The sequence below is a fragment of the Saccharopolyspora sp. NPDC045941 genome (assembly GCF_056431445.1).
The window spans coordinates 34,449-58,019 of the sequence record NZ_JBWKKU010000059.1 but is presented as its reverse complement, the minus strand read 5'-3'; the positions used below and the strand labels follow the sequence as shown (position 1 = coordinate 58,019).

Annotated in this window: 24 protein-coding genes; 8 read left to right on the top strand and 16 right to left on the bottom strand. The window is 70.2% G+C overall.

Annotated features, from left to right (window positions below):
* The first annotated feature begins 162 nt into the window (after positions 1 to 162).
* Positions 163 to 1,743, top strand: coding sequence for an alpha/beta hydrolase (locus AC07FN_RS34965; RefSeq protein ID WP_478399475.1), 1,581 nt, complete (start codon positions 163 to 165; stop codon positions 1,741 to 1,743).
* A 124-nt stretch (positions 1,744 to 1,867) separates the two neighbouring features.
* On the opposite strand, the gene AC07FN_RS34960 is transcribed toward AC07FN_RS34965, so the two are convergent.
* The 6 genes from AC07FN_RS34960 to thyX all read right to left on the bottom strand — a co-directional run bounded on the left by AC07FN_RS34960 (position 1,868) and on the right by thyX (position 8,227).
* Positions 1,868 to 2,107: a hypothetical protein gene (locus AC07FN_RS34960; protein ID WP_478399474.1), complete on the bottom strand. Its 240-nt coding sequence runs from the start codon at positions 2,105 to 2,107 to the stop codon at positions 1,868 to 1,870.
* Positions 2,108 to 2,320: 213 nt separating this feature from the next.
* Entirely contained in the window at positions 2,321 to 4,045 is a 1,725-nt protein-coding gene (locus AC07FN_RS34955; RefSeq protein ID WP_452615489.1) for a ribonuclease J, read from the bottom strand.
* Positions 4,046 to 4,052: 7 nt separating this feature from the next.
* Positions 4,053 to 4,985: a 4-hydroxy-tetrahydrodipicolinate synthase gene (gene dapA / locus AC07FN_RS34950; protein ID WP_478399473.1), complete on the bottom strand. Its 933-nt coding sequence runs from the start codon at positions 4,983 to 4,985 to the stop codon at positions 4,053 to 4,055.
* 148 nt (positions 4,986 to 5,133) lie between these two features.
* On the bottom strand, positions 5,134 to 5,760 hold the full coding sequence (locus AC07FN_RS34945; RefSeq protein WP_358575279.1) for a TIGR03085 family metal-binding protein: 627 nt from the start codon (positions 5,758 to 5,760) through the stop codon (positions 5,134 to 5,136).
* A gap of 44 nt (positions 5,761 to 5,804) precedes the next feature.
* Entirely contained in the window at positions 5,805 to 7,250 is a 1,446-nt protein-coding gene (locus AC07FN_RS34940) for a serine/threonine-protein kinase (RefSeq protein ID WP_478399472.1), read from the bottom strand.
* A gap of 224 nt (positions 7,251 to 7,474) precedes the next feature.
* Positions 7,475 to 8,227: an FAD-dependent thymidylate synthase gene (gene thyX / locus AC07FN_RS34935; protein ID WP_478399471.1), complete on the bottom strand. Its 753-nt coding sequence runs from the start codon at positions 8,225 to 8,227 to the stop codon at positions 7,475 to 7,477.
* A gap of 163 nt (positions 8,228 to 8,390) precedes the next feature.
* Between thyX and AC07FN_RS34930 the strand changes: the two genes are divergently transcribed.
* Positions 8,391 to 8,954, top strand: coding sequence for a toxin-antitoxin system HicB family antitoxin (locus AC07FN_RS34930; protein WP_358575283.1), 564 nt, complete (start codon positions 8,391 to 8,393; stop codon positions 8,952 to 8,954).
* Between the two features lie 15 nt (positions 8,955 to 8,969).
* A complete protein-coding gene (locus AC07FN_RS34925; protein ID WP_478399470.1) occupies positions 8,970 to 9,971 on the top strand; it encodes a DUF4097 family beta strand repeat-containing protein in 1,002 nt (333 codons plus the stop codon).
* A gap of 96 nt (positions 9,972 to 10,067) precedes the next feature.
* Here AC07FN_RS34925 and AC07FN_RS34920 read toward each other — a convergent pair whose 3' ends face one another.
* Complete coding sequence (locus AC07FN_RS34920; RefSeq protein ID WP_478399469.1) at positions 10,068 to 10,760, bottom strand: NADPH-dependent F420 reductase; 693 nt, start codon at positions 10,758 to 10,760, stop codon at positions 10,068 to 10,070.
* A gap of 88 nt (positions 10,761 to 10,848) precedes the next feature.
* On the opposite strand from AC07FN_RS34920, the gene AC07FN_RS34915 reads away from it, so the two are divergent.
* The gene (locus AC07FN_RS34915; protein ID WP_478399468.1) at positions 10,849 to 11,244 is read left to right on the top strand and encodes a winged helix-turn-helix transcriptional regulator; all 396 of its coding nucleotides are present in this window, start codon (positions 10,849 to 10,851) and stop codon (positions 11,242 to 11,244) included.
* A gap of 45 nt (positions 11,245 to 11,289) precedes the next feature.
* Here the strand turns inward: AC07FN_RS34915 and AC07FN_RS34910 are convergent, their stop codons facing one another.
* A complete protein-coding gene (locus tag AC07FN_RS34910) occupies positions 11,290 to 12,507 on the bottom strand; it encodes a winged helix-turn-helix domain-containing protein (RefSeq protein ID WP_478399467.1) in 1,218 nt (405 codons plus the stop codon).
* A 150-nt stretch (positions 12,508 to 12,657) separates the two neighbouring features.
* On the opposite strand from AC07FN_RS34910, the gene AC07FN_RS34905 reads away from it, so the two are divergent.
* A complete protein-coding gene (locus AC07FN_RS34905) occupies positions 12,658 to 13,221 on the top strand; it encodes an N-acetyltransferase family protein (RefSeq protein WP_478399466.1) in 564 nt (187 codons plus the stop codon).
* 82 nt (positions 13,222 to 13,303) lie between these two features.
* Positions 13,304 to 13,795, top strand: a complete 492-nt coding sequence (locus tag AC07FN_RS34900; protein ID WP_478399465.1) for a YqaA family protein — start codon at positions 13,304 to 13,306, stop codon at positions 13,793 to 13,795.
* 123 nt (positions 13,796 to 13,918) lie between these two features.
* Here AC07FN_RS34900 and AC07FN_RS34895 read toward each other — a convergent pair whose 3' ends face one another.
* From AC07FN_RS34895 to AC07FN_RS34875, 5 genes are all read right to left on the bottom strand, one after another.
* On the bottom strand, positions 13,919 to 14,152 hold the full coding sequence (locus AC07FN_RS34895) for a hypothetical protein (RefSeq protein ID WP_358575288.1): 234 nt from the start codon (positions 14,150 to 14,152) through the stop codon (positions 13,919 to 13,921).
* A 34-nt stretch (positions 14,153 to 14,186) separates the two neighbouring features.
* Positions 14,187 to 14,378 (bottom strand): hypothetical protein, encoded by a 192-nt coding sequence (locus AC07FN_RS34890; protein ID WP_132487414.1) that lies wholly within the window; start codon positions 14,376 to 14,378, stop codon positions 14,187 to 14,189.
* Between the two features lie 45 nt (positions 14,379 to 14,423).
* Positions 14,424 to 15,659, bottom strand: coding sequence for a YeeE/YedE family protein (locus tag AC07FN_RS34885; RefSeq protein ID WP_478399464.1), 1,236 nt, complete (start codon positions 15,657 to 15,659; stop codon positions 14,424 to 14,426).
* A gap of 19 nt (positions 15,660 to 15,678) precedes the next feature.
* Positions 15,679 to 17,334, bottom strand: a complete 1,656-nt coding sequence (locus AC07FN_RS34880) for a hypothetical protein (protein ID WP_478399463.1) — start codon at positions 17,332 to 17,334, stop codon at positions 15,679 to 15,681.
* Between the two features lie 156 nt (positions 17,335 to 17,490).
* Positions 17,491 to 19,311, bottom strand: coding sequence for a hypothetical protein (locus AC07FN_RS34875; RefSeq protein WP_478399462.1), 1,821 nt, complete (start codon positions 19,309 to 19,311; stop codon positions 17,491 to 17,493).
* Positions 19,312 to 20,159: 848 nt separating this feature from the next.
* Between AC07FN_RS34875 and AC07FN_RS34870 the strand changes: the two genes are divergently transcribed.
* Both AC07FN_RS34870 and AC07FN_RS34865 read left to right on the top strand, forming a co-directional pair.
* Positions 20,160 to 20,471: a hypothetical protein gene (locus AC07FN_RS34870; RefSeq protein WP_478399461.1), complete on the top strand. Its 312-nt coding sequence runs from the start codon at positions 20,160 to 20,162 to the stop codon at positions 20,469 to 20,471.
* A complete protein-coding gene (locus AC07FN_RS34865) occupies positions 20,437 to 20,859 on the top strand; it encodes a response regulator transcription factor (RefSeq protein WP_478399460.1) in 423 nt (140 codons plus the stop codon). The genes AC07FN_RS34870 and AC07FN_RS34865 overlap by 35 nt, the downstream gene beginning before the upstream one ends.
* On the opposite strand, the gene AC07FN_RS34860 is transcribed toward AC07FN_RS34865, so the two are convergent.
* The 3 genes from AC07FN_RS34860 to AC07FN_RS34850 all read right to left on the bottom strand — a co-directional run bounded on the left by AC07FN_RS34860 (position 20,775) and on the right by AC07FN_RS34850 (position 23,499).
* A complete protein-coding gene (locus tag AC07FN_RS34860; protein WP_358575442.1) occupies positions 20,775 to 21,227 on the bottom strand; it encodes a hypothetical protein in 453 nt (150 codons plus the stop codon). The two genes, AC07FN_RS34865 and AC07FN_RS34860, sit on opposite strands and share 85 nt — an antisense overlap.
* A gap of 15 nt (positions 21,228 to 21,242) precedes the next feature.
* Positions 21,243 to 21,995: a 4-hydroxy-tetrahydrodipicolinate reductase gene (dapB, locus tag AC07FN_RS34855; protein ID WP_358575297.1), complete on the bottom strand. Its 753-nt coding sequence runs from the start codon at positions 21,993 to 21,995 to the stop codon at positions 21,243 to 21,245.
* 166 nt (positions 21,996 to 22,161) lie between these two features.
* On the bottom strand, positions 22,162 to 23,499 hold the full coding sequence (locus tag AC07FN_RS34850) for a M16 family metallopeptidase (RefSeq protein ID WP_478399459.1): 1,338 nt from the start codon (positions 23,497 to 23,499) through the stop codon (positions 22,162 to 22,164).
* Positions 23,500 to 23,571 lie beyond the last annotated feature (72 nt).

The following is a 23,571-nucleotide window of genomic DNA, read 5'->3' as shown; positions in this document are numbered from 1 at the left end:
AGCCCATCCCAGCCGCCAGGGAGGCCGCACTCAGCGGCCCGGCGCCAGGAGCACACGGGTAGGCCAATTTTCGCCAACCATGGGGTCCGACCTCGGCTGATCCCGTTAACTGTCCACACTGGTCGCCATTCGGGCGCACCAAATTGGACAGACGGGGCAAACATGAGAAAAGTCGTCACCGCTGCCATGGCAGCCGGTCTGCTGGTCGGTCTGTCGCCTGCCATCGGCACGGCAACGGCCGCGCCCGGACCGGTCTTCCAGCCCGCACCGGTCGAATGGGGCCCGTGCGAGGACCCGAACCTGCAGAAGGCCGGGGCGGAGTGCGGGATGGTCACCGCCCCGATGGACTACGCCGATCCGGCGGGCGAGCAGGTCTCGCTCGCGGTCTCGCGAATCAAGCACACCGTGCCCGACGACCAGTACCAGGGCGTCATGCTGGTCAACCCGGGCGGACCGGGCGGATCCGGCCTGACCCTGTCGATGCTCGGCGCGTACGTGCCGAAGGGCGCCGGCGCCGCCTACGACTGGATCGGGTTCGACCCGCGCGGGGTGGGTTCCAGCCGGCCCGCGCTCTCCTGCGACCCGAACTACTTCTCCTACAACCGCCCGCACTACGTGCCGACCGCCCCTGAGCTGGAGAAGGCCTGGCTCGACCGGTCCGAGGGCTACGCGCGGGCGTGCGGGAACAACGGCAAGCTGATCGAGCACATCAAGACCACGGATGTCGTCGAGGACATGGACAGCATCCGGAAGGCGCTGGGCGTCGAGCAGATCAACTACTACGGCTTCTCGTACGGCACGTACCTCGGCCAGGTCTACGGCACCCTGCACCCCGAGCGGATGCGCCGGGTCGTGATGGACGGCGTCGTGAACGTCGACGACGTCTGGTACGACGCGAACCTGAACCAGGACGTGGCCTTCGACCGCAACATCAAGATCTTCTTCGACTGGATCGCGAAGAACGACGCCACCTACCACCTGGGCACCACCGGCGCCGACGTGGAGAAGCTCTACTACGAGCAGCTCGCCAAGCTCGACCAGCAGCCGGCCGGTGACGTGATCGGCTCCGACGAGTGGACCGACCTGTTGCTGAACGCGGGCTACTCCCAGGCGACCTGGGACCGCCGCGCCAAGGCGTTCTCGGGCTGGGTGCACAACGGCGACTGGGAGTCGCTGAAGAAGATCTACGACGGCGCCAACCCGCCCGGCGACGACAACGGCTTCGCGGTCTACCTGGCGGTGCAGTGCACCGACGTGAAGTGGCCGCAGAGCTGGCAGCAGTGGAGCAAGGACAACTGGGAGGTGTACGCGAAGGCGCCGTTCGAGACGTGGGCCAACGCCTGGTACAACGCGCCGTGCCGCTCGTGGCCGGCGAAGCCGGGCAAGCCGGTCGAGGTCGACGGCAGCAAGGTGACCGACGCGCTGCTGATCAGCGAGGAGCTGGACGCCGCGACCCCGTTCCCCGGCGCGCTGGAAGCCCGCAAGCGCTTCCCGAACGCCAGCCTGATCAGCCTGCCCGGCGGCACCACGCACTCGGGCTCGCTCGGCGGAAACGCCTGCCTGGACGACCAGATCGCCGACTACCTGGCCACCGGCAAGCTGCCGGCCCGAAAGCCGGGTGACGGTCCGGACACCACGTGCGAGCCGCTTCCGCAACCGACCCCGGAGGGCGTGGGCGCGCTGAAGGTCCGCCCGCAACAACCCGCGGTCCTGCAAGAAGCCCTACAAGCCAACTGGCACTGATACCCCGCTGAAGGGCCGGCCTCCCCACGGAGACCGGCCCTTCGTCGTCGGTGCCCGGGAACAAGCGAAGTGCCGGCCTCCGAGAAGGAGGCCGGCACTTCGACCTAGGTTACGAGGTCGTGCGTCAGTGGTCCAAGATCGGCGCGTTGACGCAGTTGTTGATCTGCGGGGACGCGATCGGCACCACGATGGCGAGGACGCCGATGTTGTTGCCGCACAGCTGAATCGGCAGCACGCTGACGTTGTTGTCGTTCAGCACGTTGATCCCGTCGTTGCCGTAGCTGTCGGCGAACGCGGGGGAACCGATCGCCAGCATTGCGGCCGCGGCAGTGGCAGCGCCGAAGAGTCGAGCGGAAGTACGCACTTCAGACCCCAATCTCCCGTTGGTGATTCCTCCGGTCCAGGAGTCCGAATGCGCCCCGAACCGGCGAGACCCACCCTCGCAGTGGACCTCCAGGCAGGCCCGCCGTGTGCTCCCAACGGGTTCCGCAGACCACCCACTGGAGATCTCGGCCACCGACAGCGATCAACAATATCGGCAAACCGGACTAATGGGCCACTCGACGAGGTGATCGGTTCAGGATCCGACGGGAAGCACGTTCGGCACGATCATCGGCCGCCGGCGGTAGGTCTCGGCCACCCACCGCCCGACCACCCGGCGCACCGCCTGGGCGATCCGGTGGGTGTCGGTGATGCCCTCCGCCTCGGTGCGGGCCAGCTCCATCTCGACCAGGGGCACCACGTCGTCCAGCGCCTTCGGATCGTCGGAGAAGCCGCGACCGGAGATCGTCGGGGACGACACCGCCCGGCCGGTCGACGCCTCCACCGCGACCGTGATCGCGATGAACCCGCCCTCGCCCAGCACCAGCCGGTCGGAGAGCGTGGACTCGCCCACGTCACCGACGGACAGACCGTCGACGTAGACGTGCCCCACCTCGACCCGGCCGGCGATCGCGGCGATGCCGTCCACCAGATCGACCACGACGCCGTCCTCGGCGATCACCACGCGATCCGCCGGCACCCCGGTCAGCCGCGCCAGCTCGGCGTTCGCCCGCAGGTGCCGCCACTCGCCGTGCACCGGCATGACGTTGCTCGGGCGCACCGCGTTGTAGAGGTACAGCAGCTCACCGGCCGAGGCGTGCCCCGACACGTGCACCTTCGCGTGGCCCTGGTGCACCACGTTGGCGCCCAACCGGACCAGGCCGTTGACCACGCCGAACACCGCGGTCTCGTTGCCGGGGATCAGCGATGACGCCAACACCACGGTGTCGCCGGCGCGGATGTGGATCTGCTTGTGCTCACCGCGCGCCATCCGGGACAGCGCCGAAAGCGGCTCACCCTGCGATCCGGTCGAGACGAACGCCACCATGTGCTCGGGCATCGCCAGCGCCTCGTCGAGGTCGACCAGCAGCCCGTCCGGCACGCGCAGCATGCCCAGATCGTTCGCGATGCCCATGTTGCGCACCATCGAACGGCCGACGAAGCACACCTTGCGGCCGTGCGTCTCGGCGACGTCCAGCACCTGCTGCACGCGGTGCACGTGGCTGGCGAAGCACGCCACGATCACGCGCTGGGTGGCCTTGCCGATCACCCGGTCCAGCACCGGCCCGATCTCGCGTTCGGGCGTGACGAACCCGGGCACCTCGGCGTTGGTGGAGTCCACCAGGAACAGGTCCACGCCCTCGTCGCCGAGCCGGGAGAAGCCGGCGAGGTCGGTCAGCCGGTTGTCCAGCGGCAGCTGGTCGAGCTTGATGTCACCGGTGTGCAGCACGACCCCGGCCGGGGTCCGGATGGCGACCGCCAGCGCGTCCGGGATCGAATGGTTGACCGCGAAGAACTCCAGCTCGAAGGCGCCGTGCTTGCTGCGCTGCCCCTCGGCCACCTCCACGAGCACCGGGTCGAGCCGGTGCTCGCGGCACTTGGCCGCCAGCAGGGCGAGGGTGAACTTCGACCCCACCACCGGCAGGTCCGGCCGCAGCCGCAGCAGGAACGGCACCGCGCCGATGTGGTCCTCGTGCCCGTGTGTGAGCACCAGCGCGTCGATGTCGTCCAGCCGGTTCTCGATCGCGGCGAAGTCCGGCAGGATCAGGTCCACGCCCGGCGCGTCGTCCTCGGGGAACAGCACACCGCAGTCGACGATCAGCAGCCGGCCCGCGTGCTCGAACACGGTCATGTTCCGGCCGACCTCGCCGATGCCGCCGAGCGCTACGACGCGCAGCCCACCGTCGGCCAGCGGGGGTGGTGGGGCCGACGATGTCGGCGTCACCGGGTGGTACTCGGTGGCTGTCGCCTTTGCGCTCAACGCTGCTTCACCTCTGTGCGGCGTCCGGATTGACCAGTACCAGGCCAGCATCCCACAGGTCGCTGGTGATCAACCGCACCTGCTCCTCGGTCGCCGCGGGCAGCGGCAGCCGCGGCTGCCCGGTCTCGTAGCCGCACAACCGGAGTGCCGTCTTCGAGAAGATCACCCCACCGACGAAGTTCATCGACCGGTACACCGGCAGAAGTCCATTGTGGACCTCCCGGGCGCCGACGACGTCGCCCGCCTCGTAGGCGTCCAGCATCTTGCGCAACCGGTCCCCCACCACGTGGCCGATCACGCTGACGAAGCCGACCGCGCCGACCGACAGCCAGGGCAGGTTGAGCGGGTCCTCGCCCGAGTAGTAGGCGAGGCTGGTGCTGGCCAGCACCTCGCTACCGGCCAGCAGGTCGTGCTTGGAGTCCTTGACCGCCTGGATCCGCGGGTGGTCCGCCAGCCGCTTCAGCGTGTCGACCTGGATCGGCACGATGGAGCGCGGCGGGATGTCGTAGAGCATGACCGGCAGCTCGGTGGCGTCGGCGACCGTCCAGAAGTGCTGGAACAGCCCTTCCTGCGGCGGGCGCGAGTAGTACGGCGTCACGACCAGCAGGCCGTGCGCACCGGCGTGCTCAGCGGCGCGCGCGAGCTCGACCGAGTGCTCGGTGTTGTTGGTGCCGACGCCGGCCACCACGGTCGCGCGGTCGCCCACCGCCTCGACCACGGCGCGCAGCAGTTGCTGCTTCTCGTGGTCGCTGGTCGTGGGGCTCTCGCCGGTGGTGCCGTTGACGACCAAGCCGTCGTTGCCGACGCTGTCGACCAGATACGTGGCGAGCTCCTGCGCCAGCTTCAGGTCGAGCTTTCCGTCTTCGTCGAACGGCGTGACCATGGCGGTCAGGACGCGGCCGAACGGGCGGCCCGGACTGGCAGTGGGGCAGACGGTCATGGTCCTGACGCTACCTGGTGAGTTCCCTGTTCAGAGCGGCCGGATCAGCCTCAGAGCAGATTCGGGAAACCCGGCGTCCACAGGCTCTGGAACGCCGTGTTTCTTCCGGTCCGGCCGCCGCCGCGCGAGCGAGTTTCCGCCCCTCGCGTCAAAAAGACCGGCGCAGGTCCTCGACCGCGAGCACATCGGCCTCGTTGCCCTCGGACGTGACCTTCGCTGCACGACGGCTGAAGGCGTGCAGGATCAGCTCGCTGGGCTCGCCGACGAACCGCACCGTGCGCGGACCGCGCTTCGCCGCGATCTCGGTGCCGTCCGGGCGCCGCAGCACCACGCCCACCGGGCTGCGCCCGTAGAACATCTTCGCGACCCGGGTCAGCGACTTCCACAGCGCTTCCTCGCGCTCCGGGTCGGACGGGCGCGGCTGCCAATCCGGCTGGGCCCGCCGGACGTCCTCGTGGTGCACGTAGAACTCGGCGGCGTTGACCGCCTCGTCCACGCCGGAGAAGCCGAGCGGGTTCCACTTCGGCGGCCCCTGCCGGATCTGGTCGATCAGCTCCGGCCAGGACAGCGCGCGCAGCTCGTTCTGGATGCGCTCGCTGCGATCGACGAGCGCCTTCACGAACTTGCCCGCCACCGCGTCCGGCCGCCGTTCGCGCACCACGAGGTGCACCGCGAGATCCTTGGTACTCCACCCGGCGCACAGCGTCGGCGCGTCCGGGCCGAGCCGCTCGAACAGGTCGCACAACTGCTGGCGCTCATCGCTGGCCACACCCATGCGCCCACTCTAGCCACCGCCGATGCCCGGGGTGGCGCAGGAGATCACTTCGTCGCGGAAGTCTGCAGCTTGTCGCCGGACGCGCTGTAGAGGGCGCAGTAGATGCTCTGCGAGCCGGCCTTCCGGTCGCCTTCGGACTGGCGGTATGCGTTCCAGCTCTGTTCCGAGGGGACGAGCGTGGCGTAGCGCAACGTGGTCTGCTTGCCCGGCGCGACGACCTTGTCCGAGGCGAAGTACATCGAGCAGTAGCCCTCGCCGTATGCGACCAGCACGTCCTTGCCGGGATAAGCCGTGTCGTAGCTGCTGGAGCTGAACGCGGAGCCCGACGCGTAGAACTCGAAGTCGTGCGGGTCGGAGCAAGACGTCGTGTTGTTGATGGGCTTGCCCGCGGTGATCTTCCCGGTGCCGCAGTCCTTGGCGTCCGGGTCGAAACCGGCGACGTCGCCGCCCTCGCCGAACACCAGGGTGGAATCCATCGCGGCCGGCGCACCACCGCCGACCAGCGCGAACCGCCCGACCAGGAGCCCGGCGACGAACAGCACGACGGCGGCGACGGCCGCAGCGATCAGCCACGGGCCCTTGGAACGCTTCGGCTTCGGGGCCCCCGGGGCGACCCGGGTGGGGCTGCCGACCGACAGGGTCTGGTCCGGGTTGCCGCCGTTGGCGGGCGCGCTGTCCAGCAGCGCCCGGATCTGCGGGCCGGTGAACCGCGCCCGCGGATCGGCGATCAGCAGCCCGGTGATCACCGAGCCGATCATGCCGTGCGGGCCGGACAGGCGGGGCGGATCGTTGAGCACCGCGTGCAGCGTGGCGGCCGTCGTCTGCCGCTCGAACGGAATCCAGCCCTCGACCGCGAAGAACAGGGTCGCGCCCAGGGACCACAGGTCGCTGGCCGGCGAGGCGTCCGCGCCCTTGATCCGCTCCGGCGCCATGAACGACGGCGAGCCGACGATCGCGCCGCTGCTGGTCAGCCTCGGGTCGTCCAGGGTCTGGGCGATCCCGAAGTCGGCCAGCTTGACCCGGCCGTCGGCGACCATGATGTTGCTCGGCTTCACGTCGCGGTGCACGATCCCGGCCGCGTGCGCGGTCTCCAGCGCGGAGAGCACCTTGCGGGTCAGGTCCACGGCCTGCTCGGGGCGCAGCGGACCCCACTGCGCGACGTAGTCGCTGAGGGTGACCGCCTGCACCAGCTCCATCACGATGTACGTGACGCCGGACTCGGCCAGCACGTCGTGCACCGTGACCACCGCCGGGTCGTTCAGCCGTCCCGCGGTGCGCGCCTCGCGGAGCACCCGCTCCTCGAAGACCTGCCGCTCGGCCGGGGGCACGCCGTCGGGCAGGTGCAGTTCCTTGATCGCGACCTCGCGGCCGATGACCTGGTCCCAGGCGCGCCAGACGATCCCCATGCCGCCGCGTCCGAGTTCCTGGACGACCTGGTACCGACCGCCGATCACCCGGGCCTGCTGCCCTGGCCCGACCTGCTCAACCACTGCGCCGTCCTCCACCGAAGTCCTCGCGCGCGACCACGCAGCGCAAACGTTCCCGCCTCGCCGTTCATCCAATCAGATGAGCCGGATCAGTCCTTTGACTGTGCGGCGGACCGATCGGTTCCCTGCTGGGGCGGGACCGCTGTCGGCTGCCCGGATTGCGCGGGCGGCCGGCGCCCGAGGCGGGAGCCGGCCGTCCGATTCGCGAAAACCTGGGAGAACCCGGTTCAGCCCTCGGTGACGAACGGGCTGGACGCGATCTCGGTGCCGTCCTTCAGCGTGGTGATCTCGAAGTCGCTGAACACGTTCGGCACGGCCTTCTGCAGCTGCCGCAGGCACTCGATGGCCAGGCCGCGGATCTCGACGTCGGCCTGCTCGGAGGCGCGCATCGCCACGAAGTGCCGCCACGCCCGGTAGTTGCCGGTCACCACGATCCGCGTCTCGGTCGCGTTGGGCAGCACCGCGCGGGCCGCCTGCCGGGCCTGCTTGCGGCGCAGCGTCGCCTTCGGCTCGTCGGCGAACTTCTCCTCGAGCGCGGCGAGCAGCTCGGTGTACGCGGCGACGCTCGCCTCTGTGGCCTGCACGAACTTCTCGTGCAGCTCCGGGTCACCGGCGATGACGTCGGGCTCGACCATCGCGGCGTCGCGCTCCGGCACGTACCGCTGCGACAGCTGCGAGTAGGAGAAGTGCCGGTGCCGGATCAGCTCGTGGGTCAGCGAGCGCGACATCCCCGACAGGTAGAAGGACACGGAGCCGTGCTCCAGCACGGACAGGTGGCCGACCTCGAGGATGTGCTTCAGGTAGCCGGCGTTGGTGGCGGTGGCCGGGTTCGGCTTGCGCCACGACTGGTAGCACGCGCGACCGGCGAACTCCGCGAGCGCCTGCCCGCCGTCGGCGTCGGTCGACCAGGGCACGTCCTCCGGCGGGAAGAACTCGGTCTTGCCGATCAGCTGCACTTTCGGCCGCACGATCTCGGTCACGACGGGCGGGCCCCTTTCCTGCTCTGGACGGCGGTCGACGACTGCCGTTTGCGACTCCCCATGTGTGCATCGAGCGTAACCGGCGGTCCCGACAAGATCCCATGACGCCAGATGACACCATCAGGTCATTGCACGACGTCACTGATGAAGTCATAGTGGTGTCATGGATCTGAGCCCTTACATCGAGCAGCTTCGCGAGGACCTGAGCTCCGCCGCCTCCGCCGGGGACGACCAGACCCGGCAGACCGCGGCGGTGCTGTCCGGCGCGATCGAGCCGGCCGCACGGCTGGCGATCATGAACGCACTGTCCGACCTGGCAGCGGAGGTGACGACCCTGCTGGACGGCCAGGTCGTCGACATCCGCCTCGACGGCCGCGACGTCCGAGTGGTGGTCAGCGGCGACACCGCACCACCCACGGTGGAGGACGAGGCCGAGCCGCCGCCACCCCCGCCCAGCGGCGACAGCGGTGACATCAGCCGCATCACGCTCCGCCTGATGGAGGAGATCAAGTCGCAGGCCGAACAGGCCGCGTCGAGCCAGGGCGTGTCGTTGAACACCTGGGTCGCGCAGGCGGTTCAGGGTGCGCTGCACACCGGACGACCGCGCGGCCCGTGGGACCACCCGCGGCACGGTCGCGGCCGACCATGGGGACCGCCCGGCGGCGGCCCGCGCGGGCGGTGGCGCGGCGAGCCCGGCTCGCGGGTGCGCGGCTGGGTCGAAGGCTGAGAGGAGGGGATCGCGATGACGAACGACGAGACAACGGGCGGCGGTCCGGCCGAGCCCGCCGACCGGCCGGACGCGGAGGAGCGGTCGAGCGCCGAGGAGCGGTTGGCCGAACTGGTGCGCAGCCAGGACTTCGACACCGCCGCGCCGATTCGCATCGACATCGGCAACAGCCTGGGGCCGGTCGTGATCGAGTTGGCCGAAACAGCGACGACCCACGTCGAGGTCCGCCACGATGCAGCCGCCAGCGGGCCGGACTGGCGCGGCGGCCTGACCGGGCTGCTGAGCTGGGTCACCGAGCAGTTCAGCGAGGCTGGCATCCGCACCGGCGGCGAGGCCGACCGCGGTCGCGGGGCGCAGGATCCGATCTCCGAAGCCGTGCGGCGGACGCGGATCGACCTCACCGGCAACCGGCTCGCCATCCGGACCCCGGCCAACGCCCCGCTGCGCAACGTCCCGCTGGCGGTCAAGGTTCGCGCCCCGCTGGACTCGGAGGTCGGGGTGCACTCCAGCTCCGGCGAGATCAGCGTGACCGGCACAGCCGGGCGGATCAACGTTCAGGCCGGTTCCGGCATGGTGTCGATCGAGCGGGCGTCGGATCGGGCCACGATCCGGTCCGGTTCCGGCCAGCTCCGGCTGGGCACGATGGCCGGCGGCGTGCATGCGCGCAGCGGCAGCGGCGATGTCGAGATCGCCGTGATCGAGACGGCGTCGTCGGTGGCCACCGGTAGCGGGAACGTGTGGCTCGGCACCGTGTCCGGTGACGTGCTGGTGCGTTCCGGCAGCGGCGACCTGACGGTCGCGGACGCGACCGCCGGGCAGGTCGAGCTGATCACCGGCTCCGGCGAGTTGCAGGTGTCCGTCCACCGCGGAACCTCCGCGGAGGTGGACCTCACCTCGTCCACCGGCACGGCGAGCAGCGACCTGGTGGTCTCCGAAGTACCTCCCGAGAAGGAACCGAAGCTGCAGATCTTCGGCCGCACAGGAACGGGTGATGCCATGTTGACGACAGCCACGTGAAACGTGGAAGGACTGGCGTGAACGCCGAACGGCGTCGATGGATCGGGCGCGCGACGACCGATCCATCGACGCGGCCGGGATCGTCGCCGCGGGTGGTCAGCCGCCGGTGCCGTACTTCTGCGGAGGCAGCATCGCCTGCGCATCGACGCCGCGGAACCACAGGCCGATCATGAAAGCGGTGGTGGCTTCCAGCAACGACGCTCGTTCCAGCGGGCCTCCGTCTGCCGGTACGCAGCCGATGTCGGTCACCAGCGACCGAACGGTGGCGATCGCCACGGCATCGTCCCCGCACAGCGGAACGACCAGCGGTCGGCCGTCGAAAACCGGTGGGGTCGAACGCCAGACGGATTCGTGGCAGGTGTTGAAGGCCTTGACGACGTGCGCCCCGACCGCCTGGCCGACGATCCGTTCGGCCATCGAGGTTCCGGCGGGGAGGTCGAGGGTGAAGCGATCGGGGATGACGGCGTTCGTGCAGTCGATCAACACCTTGCCCCGCAAGGTGCCGACCTCGGCTCCGGCAGCCGTGAGCACGTCGGCGACCGCCGAGTGCAGCACGGCGACGAGGACGACATCGCCGAACTCGGCGGCTTCCGCGAAGGTTCCGCTCCGCGCCGACGGCCCGAGTCGTTCCGCGAGCGCTCTTGCCTTGGCCGGGTCGCGACCGCTCACCATCACGTGGTGACCGGCTCGCGTCCACTGTGTACCGAGCGCGTCGGCCATGTTCCCGGCGCCCACAATCCCGATTCGCACAGGTCTCTTCTCGCTTTCGTCCGAATTCTCCGGTGGCATGCCGGTCCGACGCTAAGCGGCCCGATGGCTACCAATCGGTGCCTCACGGCCGGGCAGGATGGGGTTCCAGGCAGGTGAGGAGAGTCCCATGACCGAGATGCCCGAGGTGTTGCCCGCGAACGGCGAGTTCCTCGCAGACTGCCGGGCGAGGTTGGCGTTCGACCTGCTGTCCAACACGTGGAATCCGGTGGTCGTATGGGCGCTCCGCAAGGGGCCGTTGCGTCCGATCGATCTGCGGCGGCAGATCGGTGGCATCCGCACCAAGGTGCTTTCCGAGACGCTGCGCAGGCTCCAGTACAACGGCCTGGTCGACCGGTGCACCTACCGGGAGGCTCCGCCCCGGGTCGAGTACCGGCTGACCGAGCTGGGCGAGAGCCTGCTGGGCCCGATCGGGATGCTCGGCGAATGGGGATTCCGCCACGGCGACGAAGTCATGGCGGCGCAAGAGGAACACGACCGCGCGGACGGCATCTGCGCGAGCTGAACGCGCGCCGTCCGCACGGTCACCGCTCTCGGCGGGCTTCCGCGATCAGCGGCTGGCAGCGCGGAGCGGCTTGGCCAGGTCTCCCCTGGCGCCGACCACGACGTCATCGAGGCCGAGCCAGGACGCCATGTCGCGCAACGCGGCGGCCAGCTCCGGCACGACCTCGCCCGAATCGGGGCCGGTTTCGAGGAACGCGCCCGGTACCCGCAGCACGCTGGCGGCGCGGTCGGCCTTCAGGTCGACGCGGGCCACCAGTTCACCGTTGAGGAGGAAGGGGAAAACGTAGTAGCCGAACTGCCGCTTGGGCTCGGGCACGTAGATCTCGATGCGGTAGCGGAACTCGAAAAGCCGTTCGGCGCGGGAACGTTCCCAGATCAGCGGGTCGAACGGGCAGAGCAGCGCACGGCCGGTGACCTTCCTCGGGATGCGGGCCGCGGTATAGCGGTACGCGGGCTGTCGCCAACCGTGCACCACGACCGGCTCCAGCACGCCGTCCTCCACCAGTTCGGCCACGGCTTGCTGGGACTGCGCGGGCGAAAGCCGGTAGTAGTCCCGCAGGTCCGGTTCGGTGGCGACGCCGAGCGCGTGCGCGGATCGCTCCACGAGCGCGCGAATCGCCTCGTCGTCCTCCGGTTCGTGCGCGAGGACATTCGCTGGCAGCACGCGTTCGGGAAGGTCGTAGAGCCGTTCGAAGCCGCGTCGGGTGCCGGTGGTCAGCTCGCCCATCGCGAACAGCAGTTCGCAGGCCCGTTTCGTGTCGGTGCGGTTCCACCAGGGCCCCCTCCCCTGGCGTTCGCCGCCGCCGAGCTCGCGTTCCAGGCTGCCCGCGCCGATCGGCCCGAGTTCCTTCACCGCGGTCAGCACGTCGTCGATCAGCTGGGGCGAGCGTTCCAGCAGCTCGCGGCTGCGCCGTCGCCAAGCCCCGCCGTACTCCCGCATCCGCCACCGCAGCAGCGGCCAGTCCTCGATCGGGATCAGCGACGCTTCGTGCGCCCAGTACTCGACGAGCAGGCGTGGTTGCCGCGACCGGTGCGACCAGGCCGCCGCATCGAGGAGCTCGGCCGCGTAGCCGCCGAGCCGGCTGAACAGCGGCATGTAGTGGGCCCGGACGGCCACGTTGACCGAGTCGAGCTGCAGGAGCTTGGTGCGGGCCAGGGCGCGCTGCAGGTGCCGGCGCGTCACCTCGCCGCGCGGCGGCGGGTCGGCGAATCCCTGGGCGGCCAAAGCGAGTCGGCGTGCGGTGTCGCGGCTCATGGTCTGCACCCGCCAGATCGTGCCAGCAACCCCTGACAATCCGATCACCAGAGGCCCGTTCTTCCGCGCCCGGGGCCGGATTCACCCGGAACCGGAAGTCCCGGTACCGGTTGCAGGGCGGCCGATCCAGTAGCCGGTCGGGCACGTTAGGTTGTCGCCATGGCCGATGCCGATGTGCGGGAAGCTGTGCCGTCCGATGCCGCGGAGATCGCTCGCATCCAGCTGACGACGTGGCGCACCGCCTTCACCGAGCTGCTGCCCGCGGCGGTGCTGGACGAGTTGGACAGCGCGGCGACCGAGCAGGAGTGGCGGCACGCCCTGACCGACGGTCCGGCCGCGGTGCTGGTCGCGACGGAAGGCCCGTGGATCGTGGGTTTCTGCGCGGCAGGCCCGGCCCCGGAAGCGGAGGTGGCGGCGGCCAACGGCACCCTGCCGGAGGATGCGGCCACGGTCGCGCTGGTCAGCGCGCTGCTGGTGGAGCCGCGCTGGGGACGGCGCGGTCACGGCAGGCGGCTGCTCGGCGCGATGGTGGAGCGGCTCGCCGCGGGCGGGGCCACGCGCGGCATCACGTGGGTGCCGGAGGCGAACACGGCGTCGATGGCCTTCTTCCGCAGTGCGGGCTGGGCTCCGGACGGTACGGTACGCACGTTGGACGCCGGCGGCCGTCCGCTGCGGGAATTGCGGTTGTCGGGTCCGATGGAATTGCAGTTCGAAGAACGGTGAACACCGGTGCCGTGCTCGCTCGGGCGCACGCGGGGTTGCCGGCCACACCGTCTGCTGGGGTCCGAGCTCGCTGGGAGCGATCGTGCTGACCGTGATCGGTTTGCTGTCCACCACCTTCGGGGTGTCGGTGGCCTCCGCGCTGCTCCCGTTGATCAGCGTCGAGTTGTTCACGATCGGCCTGGTGCTCAAGGGCCCGGAGATCCCGTGGTGGCTGCTGGCGCTGGTCATCGCCGCCGGTCAGATCGCCGGAAAGCTGCTGCACTACTACGCGGCGCGCGGCTCGATCCGGCTGCCCCGGATGTTCCGGCGAAAGACCGAGCGGGAGCGGAAGGACAGCCGCTGGCGCGAGTGGATGGAGAAGTTCCGGGCGAACTGCCGTCGCCGGCCGGTGTGGACCGGCGCGGTGCTGCTGATCAGCGCGGCCGCGAGCCTGCCGCCGTTCGCCGCGATCGCGGTGATCGCGGGCTGGGCGAAGGTGCCGCTGACCACGTTCCTGGTCACGGGTTTCATCGGGCGCTTCATCCGCTTCGGCGCGCTGGCGATCGCCCCGGGTGTGGTCGTCGGCTGGCTGTGACCGGGCGATCCCGGAGAGAAGGCTCCTGACCTGCAGGTGCGGGGCCGTGAACCCGTTGGGCCGCTGAAGCGACCCGAAGGACTCACGGCCCGTGACCGGCGAAGTCATCCCGAGCGTGGCGGCTCAGATCAGGCCGAGGCGCTTGGGGACGCCGCTGACCGAGTCGATCAGACCGAAGACCGGCACGCCCAGCGGCGCGAAGGTCCACTTGTTGTTCAGGTCGCCGGTGTCGGGTTCGTCGACCACTGCCACGCCGTCCCCCTGCGGTGCCTCGGCGAGTGCCACCGGGCCGGCACCGAGCAAGGCGACTCCGGCGAGCAACGAGGCGGCGACGGCACGTCCTGCGGTCCGCTTCATGTTCTTCCTCCTCAATTCGTCTTCGGGTCGTTCCTCAGCCGCCGAGCACGTCGAAGACGGGCTGCAGCAGCTGGGTGGGCAACTGGACGGTGGGGCCGAGCACCGCGCCCAGGTCGACGCCGGGCAGCACCCAGATCGGCTCGGCCGTGGCGACGCCGCCAGTCAGCAGGCAGGCGGCCAGCGCGGTCGCGGTCGCCGCGGCGAACCTGCGGATGGATGTGGCCATGGTTCCTCCATTTCTCGGTGTTCCACGCGGTTTCCGCGCGGCAGATCAGCAGACGGAGTCGGACGGCTTGGGGTTGGTGAGCCCGAACAGCGGGCGCAGCGCGACGCCCGCGAAGGTGCCGATGAGGGCCATCGCGCCCCACAACCAGCCGTGCAGGCTGAACGAGGCCACGCCCGAGAAATAGGCGCCGATGTTGCAGCCACCGGCGAGCCGGGCGCCGATTCCCATGACCACGCCGCCGAGCACGGCGCCGACCGCCAGCTTCCACGGGATCCTGCGGTGCAGGGTGAAGGCGCCGGCGAGGGCGGCGGCGATGAGCGCGCCGATCATGATTCCGAAGTCCATCACCGAAATCCGGTCGGTGAGCACGGAAGCCGAGAGCTTCGCGGCGTTCTCGGGCACGCTCCAGAACGGCGCGCCGGAGATGTCGATGCCGACCCAGCCGAGGATCTTGGCGCCCCACAAGCCGAACGCCGAGGTGATTCCCCAGGCGTGCCCGGACACGAACAGCGTCAGCGCGTTCAGCCCGGCTAACAGCAGCGCCCCGACCCACAACGGCCAGGAGCCGCGCAGCGCCCGCAGCACGCCGCGTTCGGTCGGCGGCTGTTCGATCGGCGGCGGTGTCCGGCAGCGTTCGATCAGCACCGATGCGCCGGCAATGGCACCGATGACCAGCAGCGAGATGACCAGTGCCCCGGCGTACCCCAAGGGCGTGTCGGCGAGCGAAACGCTGGGTCCGGTGTTCTGCAGCAGTTTGATCCAGTCGGCGGCGAAGGCGCTGGCGACCGAGCCGGCGATGAAGCCGCCGAGGGTGAACAGGATCGCGGTCTGCCCGCTGCCGACGGCGAACAGCGTCCCGGAGGCGCACGAGCCGCCGACCTTCATGCCCACGCCGAACAGGAACGCGCCCAGCACCACGCCGAGCCCGGCCGGCGCCACGGTGCCCTCCGGTGTACCGGACAGGCTCGCGCCGCTGCCCAACAGCACGGAGAACAGCAGGCACGCCACGCCCAGCATCAGCATGTGCGCCCGGATCGCCCGGCCTTGGCCGACGGTCACCAGCTGCCGCCACGCCGAGGTGAAGCCGAAGCGGGAATGGAACAGCACGAGCCCGAGCGCGAGGCCGATCGCGTAGAGCACGGTGAGCTTCCAGCCTGCGGCGTTGTTGACGGCGAGGCCGACCACGACGGCTACAGCGACACCGATCGCGACCACGCCGCGCTGCGCCGGTGGCGCCTGCACCGGTGGGACGGCCGGACGCGATACGTCCACAACAGACATGAGCACTCCTGGTTCTGGGTCAGGACGGGAGGGGGCCGGAAATGGCGACGATGGTGCCCTGCGGAATCCATTGGCCCGCGGCGGAACTGCCGTGCGGGTGGTTGGCCATCCGCATCACGTCCACCTGGGCGGAGGCGTAGATCGCGACGTCGCCGGTGAGGTTCTCCTGGCGCGCCGCCAGCCAGCGGCGGAATCCGGCGAGCGACGGGGGTTCGCCGCCGAACACGCCGGCCAGCGTCATGCCGTAGGCCAGGGAGCGCTCGTCACGGGGGTCGAAGCGCAGCGGGATCGACGAGCCGGCCACGGCGTTCACGACCGGCCCGTGCAGCAGCCACGGGGCGAGGTGGACGCCGTAGATGTAGCCCGGACCGCTGTTGCTGGATTCGAGGGCTTCTGCGGCGCGCGACCAGCCGGAAACGACGAGCAACGCGCCGCCGGGATCGTCCCGGATCGCCAGTCCGCGTTGCTGTGCTTGGGAAAGCACCGCGTCGGCGGCGGCTCGGGAGCGGGGCGAATCGTCGCTGATCACGGCGATCGACGGAACCCCGGCTGCGGCGAGGTAGCCGACCTGCTTGCGCAGCGCATCCTCGTCCTCTGTGGACAACGCTGCGGACGGGCAGCTGTCCAGCACCGACGGAGCCCCGGCGGCGATGCCGCCCAGCGCGGCGCTGGCGCATTCGGGTCCGTCCGCAGCGACGGCGTCCGGCAGCACGGGGAGCTCGCCGGTGTCGACGTCCACCGTGCCCTGCTCCGCCCCGCGACGCACCACGAAATCGCTGCGCCCGCTGGCCAGTTCGACCTCGGCCCAGGTTCCTGTGCTGCCCGGTCGCGGCACGGCCCGCGAGATCCGGCCGCCGGATTCGACCACGACGTCCAGTCCCGCGCTCGCCGGGAAGTGCACCAGGTTTCGCCCCGGCCGGTGCGGGCTGACCAGCACCGGTGTCCCGGCGGCCGACGCGAGCCGTGGGATGCCGGGCACCGCCAGGTCGTGCGGCTGGGGAATGCCCGGCAGGGCGGTCCAGGCGACGACCGCGACCAGCACTCCCACCGCACCCAACCGGTAGACCCGCCGGACGTCGCGGAGCACCACGGTCAGAACCAGAACTCCCAGTGACGCCACGACCAGTCCGACGAGCGCCAAGCCGTAAGCGCTGTCCAGCAGCCGGCGGTCGAGCAGGCCCGACACCAGCAACTGGGCGAGGGCGGCCCCGGCCAGTGCCAAGGCCGCGGTCAGCGCCACCGGGCCGGGCCGCAGCCCGCCGTCGTCGCGCCAGGATCCGACGGCGAAGCCGAACCAGACCACGGCGACGGCGGCGAACACGGTGTCGAGGAAGAACGCGAGCGACGAATGCCCGAGCCCGGCCTCGGCGATCAGCAGCAGCGCCAGCGCGAACCCAAGATAGGTCGCGGCGGCCCGCCACCGCAACGCGAGCGGCACCGCCATTGCGAGGATCGCGTGCGCCACCGCGAAACCGATGTTGATGTCGAGCACCGCCGCGGACCACCCGCTGGCCAGCGCGGCGATGCCGCCGGCCGTCCAGGCCAGCCACGGCGGCACCGCCACCACGGCGCGCAGCAGGCCGACGCCCGCGACCACCGCGGTGCTGGTCAGCAGGAGAATCCGCAGCACCAAGGCCAGCAGATCCACACTGGACACCCCGGTGTGGGAGTGCATGTTCTCCATCAGCCACTCGCGTTCTCTCGCTCGGGTTCCGGCGATTTCGCGTGAAATCGCCACCTGCCACGCGTGGTGAAGGGCGATTTCGCGTGAAATCGCCCTCCCAGGGAGGAGCCGTTCCGCGGGGGGACGACTCCTCCCTGGGTGCGCGGTTTACTTCACGTCGCCGTCGGCGACCACGAACAGCTCCGAGTGCGGTTTGGCGTTGCCGAACTCGCCGTGCGGCCAGGACCGACGGTTGAAGTTCACGCCGACCTCACCGGTGACCTCGTCGCGGAACTCGTCGTCCACCGACACCGAGCCGTCCTTGCCCAGGCTCACGACGTTGACCTTGTGGTCGCCGTCCAGGCCGGATCGGGCCACGAAGTAGTTCGACACCGCGAGCCGTTGCGGCTGCTGGGTTTCCTGGTAGAAGCCGTCCGGGCCGAGCACGAAGTTGTCGTACGCGCCCCAGTGCGGGCCGGCACCGGGCTTGCCGGGGTTGATCGGGGTGGCACCGGCGAGCGTCGGGCAGTCGGCCTCGGCGCCGCCGTGCTCGGCCTCCTGCTTGGTGTCGATCGAGCACTTGTAGTCGTCGCCGGCCCCGACGAGCTTGGAGATGTCCAGCACGTAGACGCCGCCCGTGGTGCCCGGGTCGTCGGGCCCGAACGTGCCGGGCTGCCGTCCCTGGATCGCCCGGTACAGGAACCGGTCGTCCGGGCTGGTCTGGATCCAGCCGCCGTTGGAGCTGCCGCCGTTGCGGTCGTTGGCCGCGTCGAAGCCGGGGCTGGCCGTGCCGTCGTCGAAGACCTGCCGCCAGTGCGGTTCGGCCGCGGTGATGTCCGGCGTGTAGAAGACCGCGCCGCCCTGCATGGTCTGGGCGAAGGCGCCCTTGTGACCGGGGAGGTTGGTGACGGTCGTCTCCATCACCGCGCGGCTTTCCTGGTGCAGCGGGTCGTTCGGGTCGGCGCGGGGACCGTCCGGCAGGTAGGACACCGCCTTCAGCTTGGGGTGGTTGCGGTCGGAGATGTCCCAGGTGCGCACGGTGGGCCGGCGCAGGTACGGCGACGGCGCCTTGACCGGGTCCAGGATGATGTTGCGCGGCTCGACGTAGTCGGCGGTCACCAGCGTGTTCAGGTCCTCGCGGGCCTGGATGCCGTGCGGGTTGGCGCAGGTCGGCTCGCCGAGCCTCGGCAGGTTGGCGCACAGCTTCTCGTTGTCGCCGCCGGGTGTGGCCGCCGGGGACTGCGAGAGCACCTTGGCGTTCTCGTCGAAGCGCACGACTTCACCGGGGCTGCCGGCGAAACCGTTGCCGATGTGCACCGAACCGTCGTCGTAGCGGTAGGGGCCGGGCGCGACCGGTCCGCCCATGTACGTCGCGTACGCCGTGCCGTCCTTGAGCACCCAGTAGGCGTCGGGCACGGAGCCGCCGAGCGTTTGCGTCGGCAGGCTGATGCCCTTCAGCTTCACGTTGGGCAAGGCGGTCACGTCGAAGGCGTAGGTGGCGGCGCCGAAGAGCGCGCCCGCGTAGATGGTGTCGCCTTTGTGCCACACGTATTGCATGTGGTGCGGCTCGTTCTCCACCAGCGGTCCGACGGTGATGGTGTTGACGACCTGGCCGTATCCGGGCGATCCCGGGGTGGCATCGATGACGGCGAGGAAGTCCGGACCGGGCAGGGCGTTCGAGGCCTTGCCGAGGCCGCCGCCCAGCGATCCGGGCAGGTTCCGCACGTCCGGGACCACCGTGTCGGCGATGTTCTCGTCGCCGGCCCAGACCAGCAGCCATTCCTTGCGCTTGCCGTCGGACTGCGACTTCTCCAGCGCGCTCTTCACCAGGTGGTTGGTGACCGTGTAGTCCTTGCCGTCGGCACCTTTGACCGATTGCGTCGACACTTCGACATCTGCGTAGGCATCTTGGACGGGTAGCGTGACCGCGCCGACCGCCAGCAGCACGGCGGCCAGCCCGGTCGGCCATCTGCGAAAACGTATCTTCATTTGTGCTCCGAGAATCCGTGGAATCACCCGACTGAAGGCATGCCGGACCCCACCGGCGGCACGTTCGGAAAAACGCGCGCTAGAGGAGAAAGCGGCGATGCCGAAGGGAACACATCGGACCGGGGGAAACCTGCGTTGTCACGCCAGGCCCGGTTCCGCGAAAGGAGAGCCCTAGCCGGCGCAACAGAGCGCGCTGGCCTGCTGCACCAAATCGACATGCAGGCGAGCCACCAGAGTGGCGAACCTAGACATGGCTGAAATGATCGGGATTACCGGAGACGCTGTCAATGGCCCAACCACTTGGTGAGATCGCCGCACATCGTTACCCGGAAAAGCGCAGCACGCGCCCGCGTTCACCCGACGAGCGGTAGAGGAGTTAACAACGTAACCCTATCTTGCGGCCGCCGCGAAACATTTATTTCACAATTCCCGAAAAGCTGCCGTGGTCCGCGCGCCTGAACCCATTGTGCCTGAGGATCACCCGCAATGCCGCCGCCGACGCGGCGCGCCAAGAGGCGGTCCACTTCGGACCAAGCACGGCGTACGTGGAGAGGCGTACGGCGCGAGAGCTTCCAGGCCGGCGACGCGAACGCGTTTGGCTTCGCTGCTGGGCGGCGAGTTCTTGTTCTACGCGCTCGACTTCTGGCCGCGCAACGAGATCAAGTTCCACCGGGGGCATCGCCGTGCATTCCGCCGAGTTCCTGCGGCAGGTCGCGGTTAGACCGGGCACTGGTTCCGGCTGGCGGCGAGCGCCGTGACCGCGACGACGGCGTTCATCGGCTTCCTCCGCTACCACCGGGAAGAGGTGCGCAGATGCTCGGTCGGTTGCGGGAATCCCGCTGTTGGGCGTGCCGCGGGTGGTCGCCCACGAGCTCCGCCTCGCGGGCCCGCTGGCCAATTCGTTGCTCGTGTTCGTGCCCATCGCGGTCTGGCTGGCGGTCGTGCGGTGGCTTCGGGTGCCCGACGCGTTCCACACCCTGCTGATCGTCGGCGTCATCTACGGCGTTCTGCACCAGCTGCTCTGGACGCAAGCATTCGGAGGTCCTGCACTGCCGATGATCGGCGGACGGGACGGTTCGCGCCGGGGCGGCGGGCTTCCTGCTGAAGGACACCGCGCCGGAGCAGATGCGCGAGGCAGTGCGGGTGGTGGCAGGCGGTGAGGCGCTGCTGTCGCCCGGGCGGGCCGCGGCGGCGAGTTCCCGTTCGCTCGACGCCGATCGCCTGGCCGGGCTGACCGAGCGGGAGCTCCAAGTGCTGGCCGAGGTCGGCGCCGGGTGCTCCAACGCCGAGATCGCCGAGCGGCTGTTCCTCAGCCCGGCCACCGCGCGGAACCACGTCGGCCGACTGCTGTCCAAAATGGACGCCCGAGGCCGCCCGCAACTAGTGGTGCTGGCCTCCGAAACCGGGCTGATCACGCCGGGGCGTCCCGCGGCGGGGACGAGTAGCGCCGGCCGAAAACCGCGTCACCGCGCGGATTCTTCGCGCTCCAGCTCGATCGCGCGGCGCATCGCCTTGCGGCCGCGGTTGCGGTCGCCGGCCAGGTCGTAGGCCTGCGCCAGCGCGAACCAACGCCGCCAATCCTGCGGCGAGGCTTCGAGTTCGGCCTGCTTCTCGTCGAAGTACGCGTCCGCCGCCTCCCGCTCGACGCGGCCGGAAGGCCGCCGGGGCAGGTGCGAGACGTCCGGCAGCGCGTCCTCGTCGTAGAGCCGCTGCGCGAGCCGCTCGGTGCTCGCGCCGAACCGCAGCTGATCGACGACCAACAGCGCGCCGAGCACCGGCAGCACGAAGACCGCCACCCCGAGGGCGATGAACACCGGCTGCCCGCTGGTGATCATGGTGATCGCGCGGCCGCCCATGAGCACCAGGTACACCAGCAGCACGATCGCCACCACGAACGCGGACGTCCGCGGGGTCATCAGCTTGCGGGCCACTCAGATCCCCAGCAGCGCGTCGAGGCCGACGGTCAGGCCCGGCCGGGACCCGACCTCGCGGATCGACAGCAGCACCCCGGGCATGAAGGAGCGGCGGTCGTAGGAGTCGTGCCGGATGGTCAGCGTCTCGCCCTCGGTGCCGAACAGCACCTCCTGGTGCGCGACGAGCCCGGTCATCCGCACCGAGTGCACCCGCACGCCGTCGACGTCCGCGCCGCGGGCGCCGTCGAGCTCCTTGGTCGTCGCGTCCGGCACCTCGCCCAGGCCCGCCTCGGCGCGCGCCTGCGCGATCACCTGCGCGGTGCGCGCGGCGGTGCCCGACGGCGCGTCGGCCTTCTTGGGGTGGTGCAGTTCGACGATCTCGACGGATTCGAAGAACTTCGCGGCGAGCTCGGCGAACCGCATCGACAGCACCGCGCCGATCGCGAAGTTCGGCGCCACCAGCACGCCGACCTCCGGCCGGTCGGCCAGCCAGGAGCGGACGGTGTCCAGCTCCGGGGTGCCGAGCCCGCTGGTGCCGACCACCACGTGGATGCCGTGCTCGACGCAGAACCGGATGTTGTCGAGCACCGCGTCGGGATGGGTGAGGTCGACCGCGACCTGAGCGCCGCCGTCGAGCAACCCGGTGAGGCCGTCCTCGCGGTTGATCGCGGCGACCAGTTCGGTGTCGGGAGCCTCACCGACGGCGCGAACCGCCTCGGATCCCATCCGCCCGCGGGCACCCAGCACGCCGACCTTGATCGGGCTGTTCACGTGACGACTACCTTTCCACCTCGACGCCGCACTGCCGCGAGTCTATGCACCGGCGTTCTCCGAGGTAACGGGCACCCCACGCCCGCTCGCGGGTGCCCCGGCCCGCAATTTCCATTGAAATCGAAGGTTCGATTTCAATGGAAATTGCGGACGGTCGAGTCCGGGGTCACACCCCGTCGGGCAGGTCCGCCGGCGAGTCGTACGGCCCGACGACGGCGGTGGTCAGCGGCCGGCGCAGCAGCTCGGCCGCGAGCTCCGCGACGTCGTCGACGGTGACCGCGTCGATGCGCTCCAGGGTCTCCTCGACCGTGAAGTGCCTGCCGTAGTTCAGCTCGATCTTGCCGATCCGGCTCATCCGGGACGCGCTGTCCTCGAGGCCGAGCACCAGGCCGCCGCGCAGCTGCCCGCGCCCGCGCTCCACCTCGTCCACGGTCAGCCCGTCGGCCGCGACGCCGGCGAGCACGCCGCGGATCACCGTCGCGACCTCGCCGAGCCGGTCCGGGGTGCAGCCCGCGTACACCGAGAACGTCCCGGCGTCGGAGTACGCCGTGGTCGCCGAGTACACCGAGTAGGCCAGGCCCCGCCGCTCCCGCACCTCCTGGAACAGCCGCGAGCTCATGCCGCCGCCCAGCGCCGCGTTGAGCACGCCGAGCGCGAAGCGGCGGTCGTCGTAGCGGTCGAAACCGCGGCAGCCCATCAGCAGATGGGCCTGCTCGGTGTCGTCGGTGTGCAGCGCCAGCGGCTTCTGCTTCGGCAGCCGCGCCCGCCCCGTGCGCGGCGGCGCGGGCAGCACGTCGCCGTCCAGCCGGTCGCCGAGCGCCTTGCGCAGCAGCCGCAGCACACGGCCGTGGTCGACGTTGCCCGCGGCGGCGATGACCATCTTCGGCATCTCGTAGCTGCGCCGGTAGAAGCCGTTGACCCGGGCCCGGGTCATCTCGGTGATGGAGTCCTCGGTGCCCAGCACGGAGCGGCCGAGCGGGTGGTCGCCGAGCACCGCCGAGGTGAACAGCTCGTGCAGCAGGTCCTCGGGATCGTCGTCGCGCATCGCGATCTCCTCCAGGACCACGCTGCGCTCGACATCCACATCGGACTTCGCGTTCAGCGCGTCGAAGACCACGTCGCAGAGCATGTCGATCGCCAGCGGCAGGTCGCGGTCGAGCACGTGCGCGTAGTAGCAGGTGTGCTCCTTGGCCGTGAAGGCGTTCAGCTCGCCACCGACGGCGTCGATCTCCTGCGCGATGTCCACCGCCGTGCGCTTGGCGGTGCCCTTGAAGAGGAGGTGTTCCAGGTAGTGCGCGGCACCGGCCTGCGGGCGGCCCTCGTCGCGCGAACCCACCGCGACCCAGATGCCGACGGAGGCCGAGCGCACGCCGGGCACGGGCTCGGTGACCACCCGCAAGCCGCCCGGTAAAACCGTCCGGCGCACGGCCGCGTCGCCGGTGCCGCCGAGGATTCGAGTGGTCCCGGGACGCTGCAGGTACCCGGCGCGTGTCTGCTTCTTCATGTCCCTTTAGAGAGTATTTCGAAGTTGGTTTGCGTAGCGGTGCGGGTGGCGGAACTAGACGCCCCTCGCTGT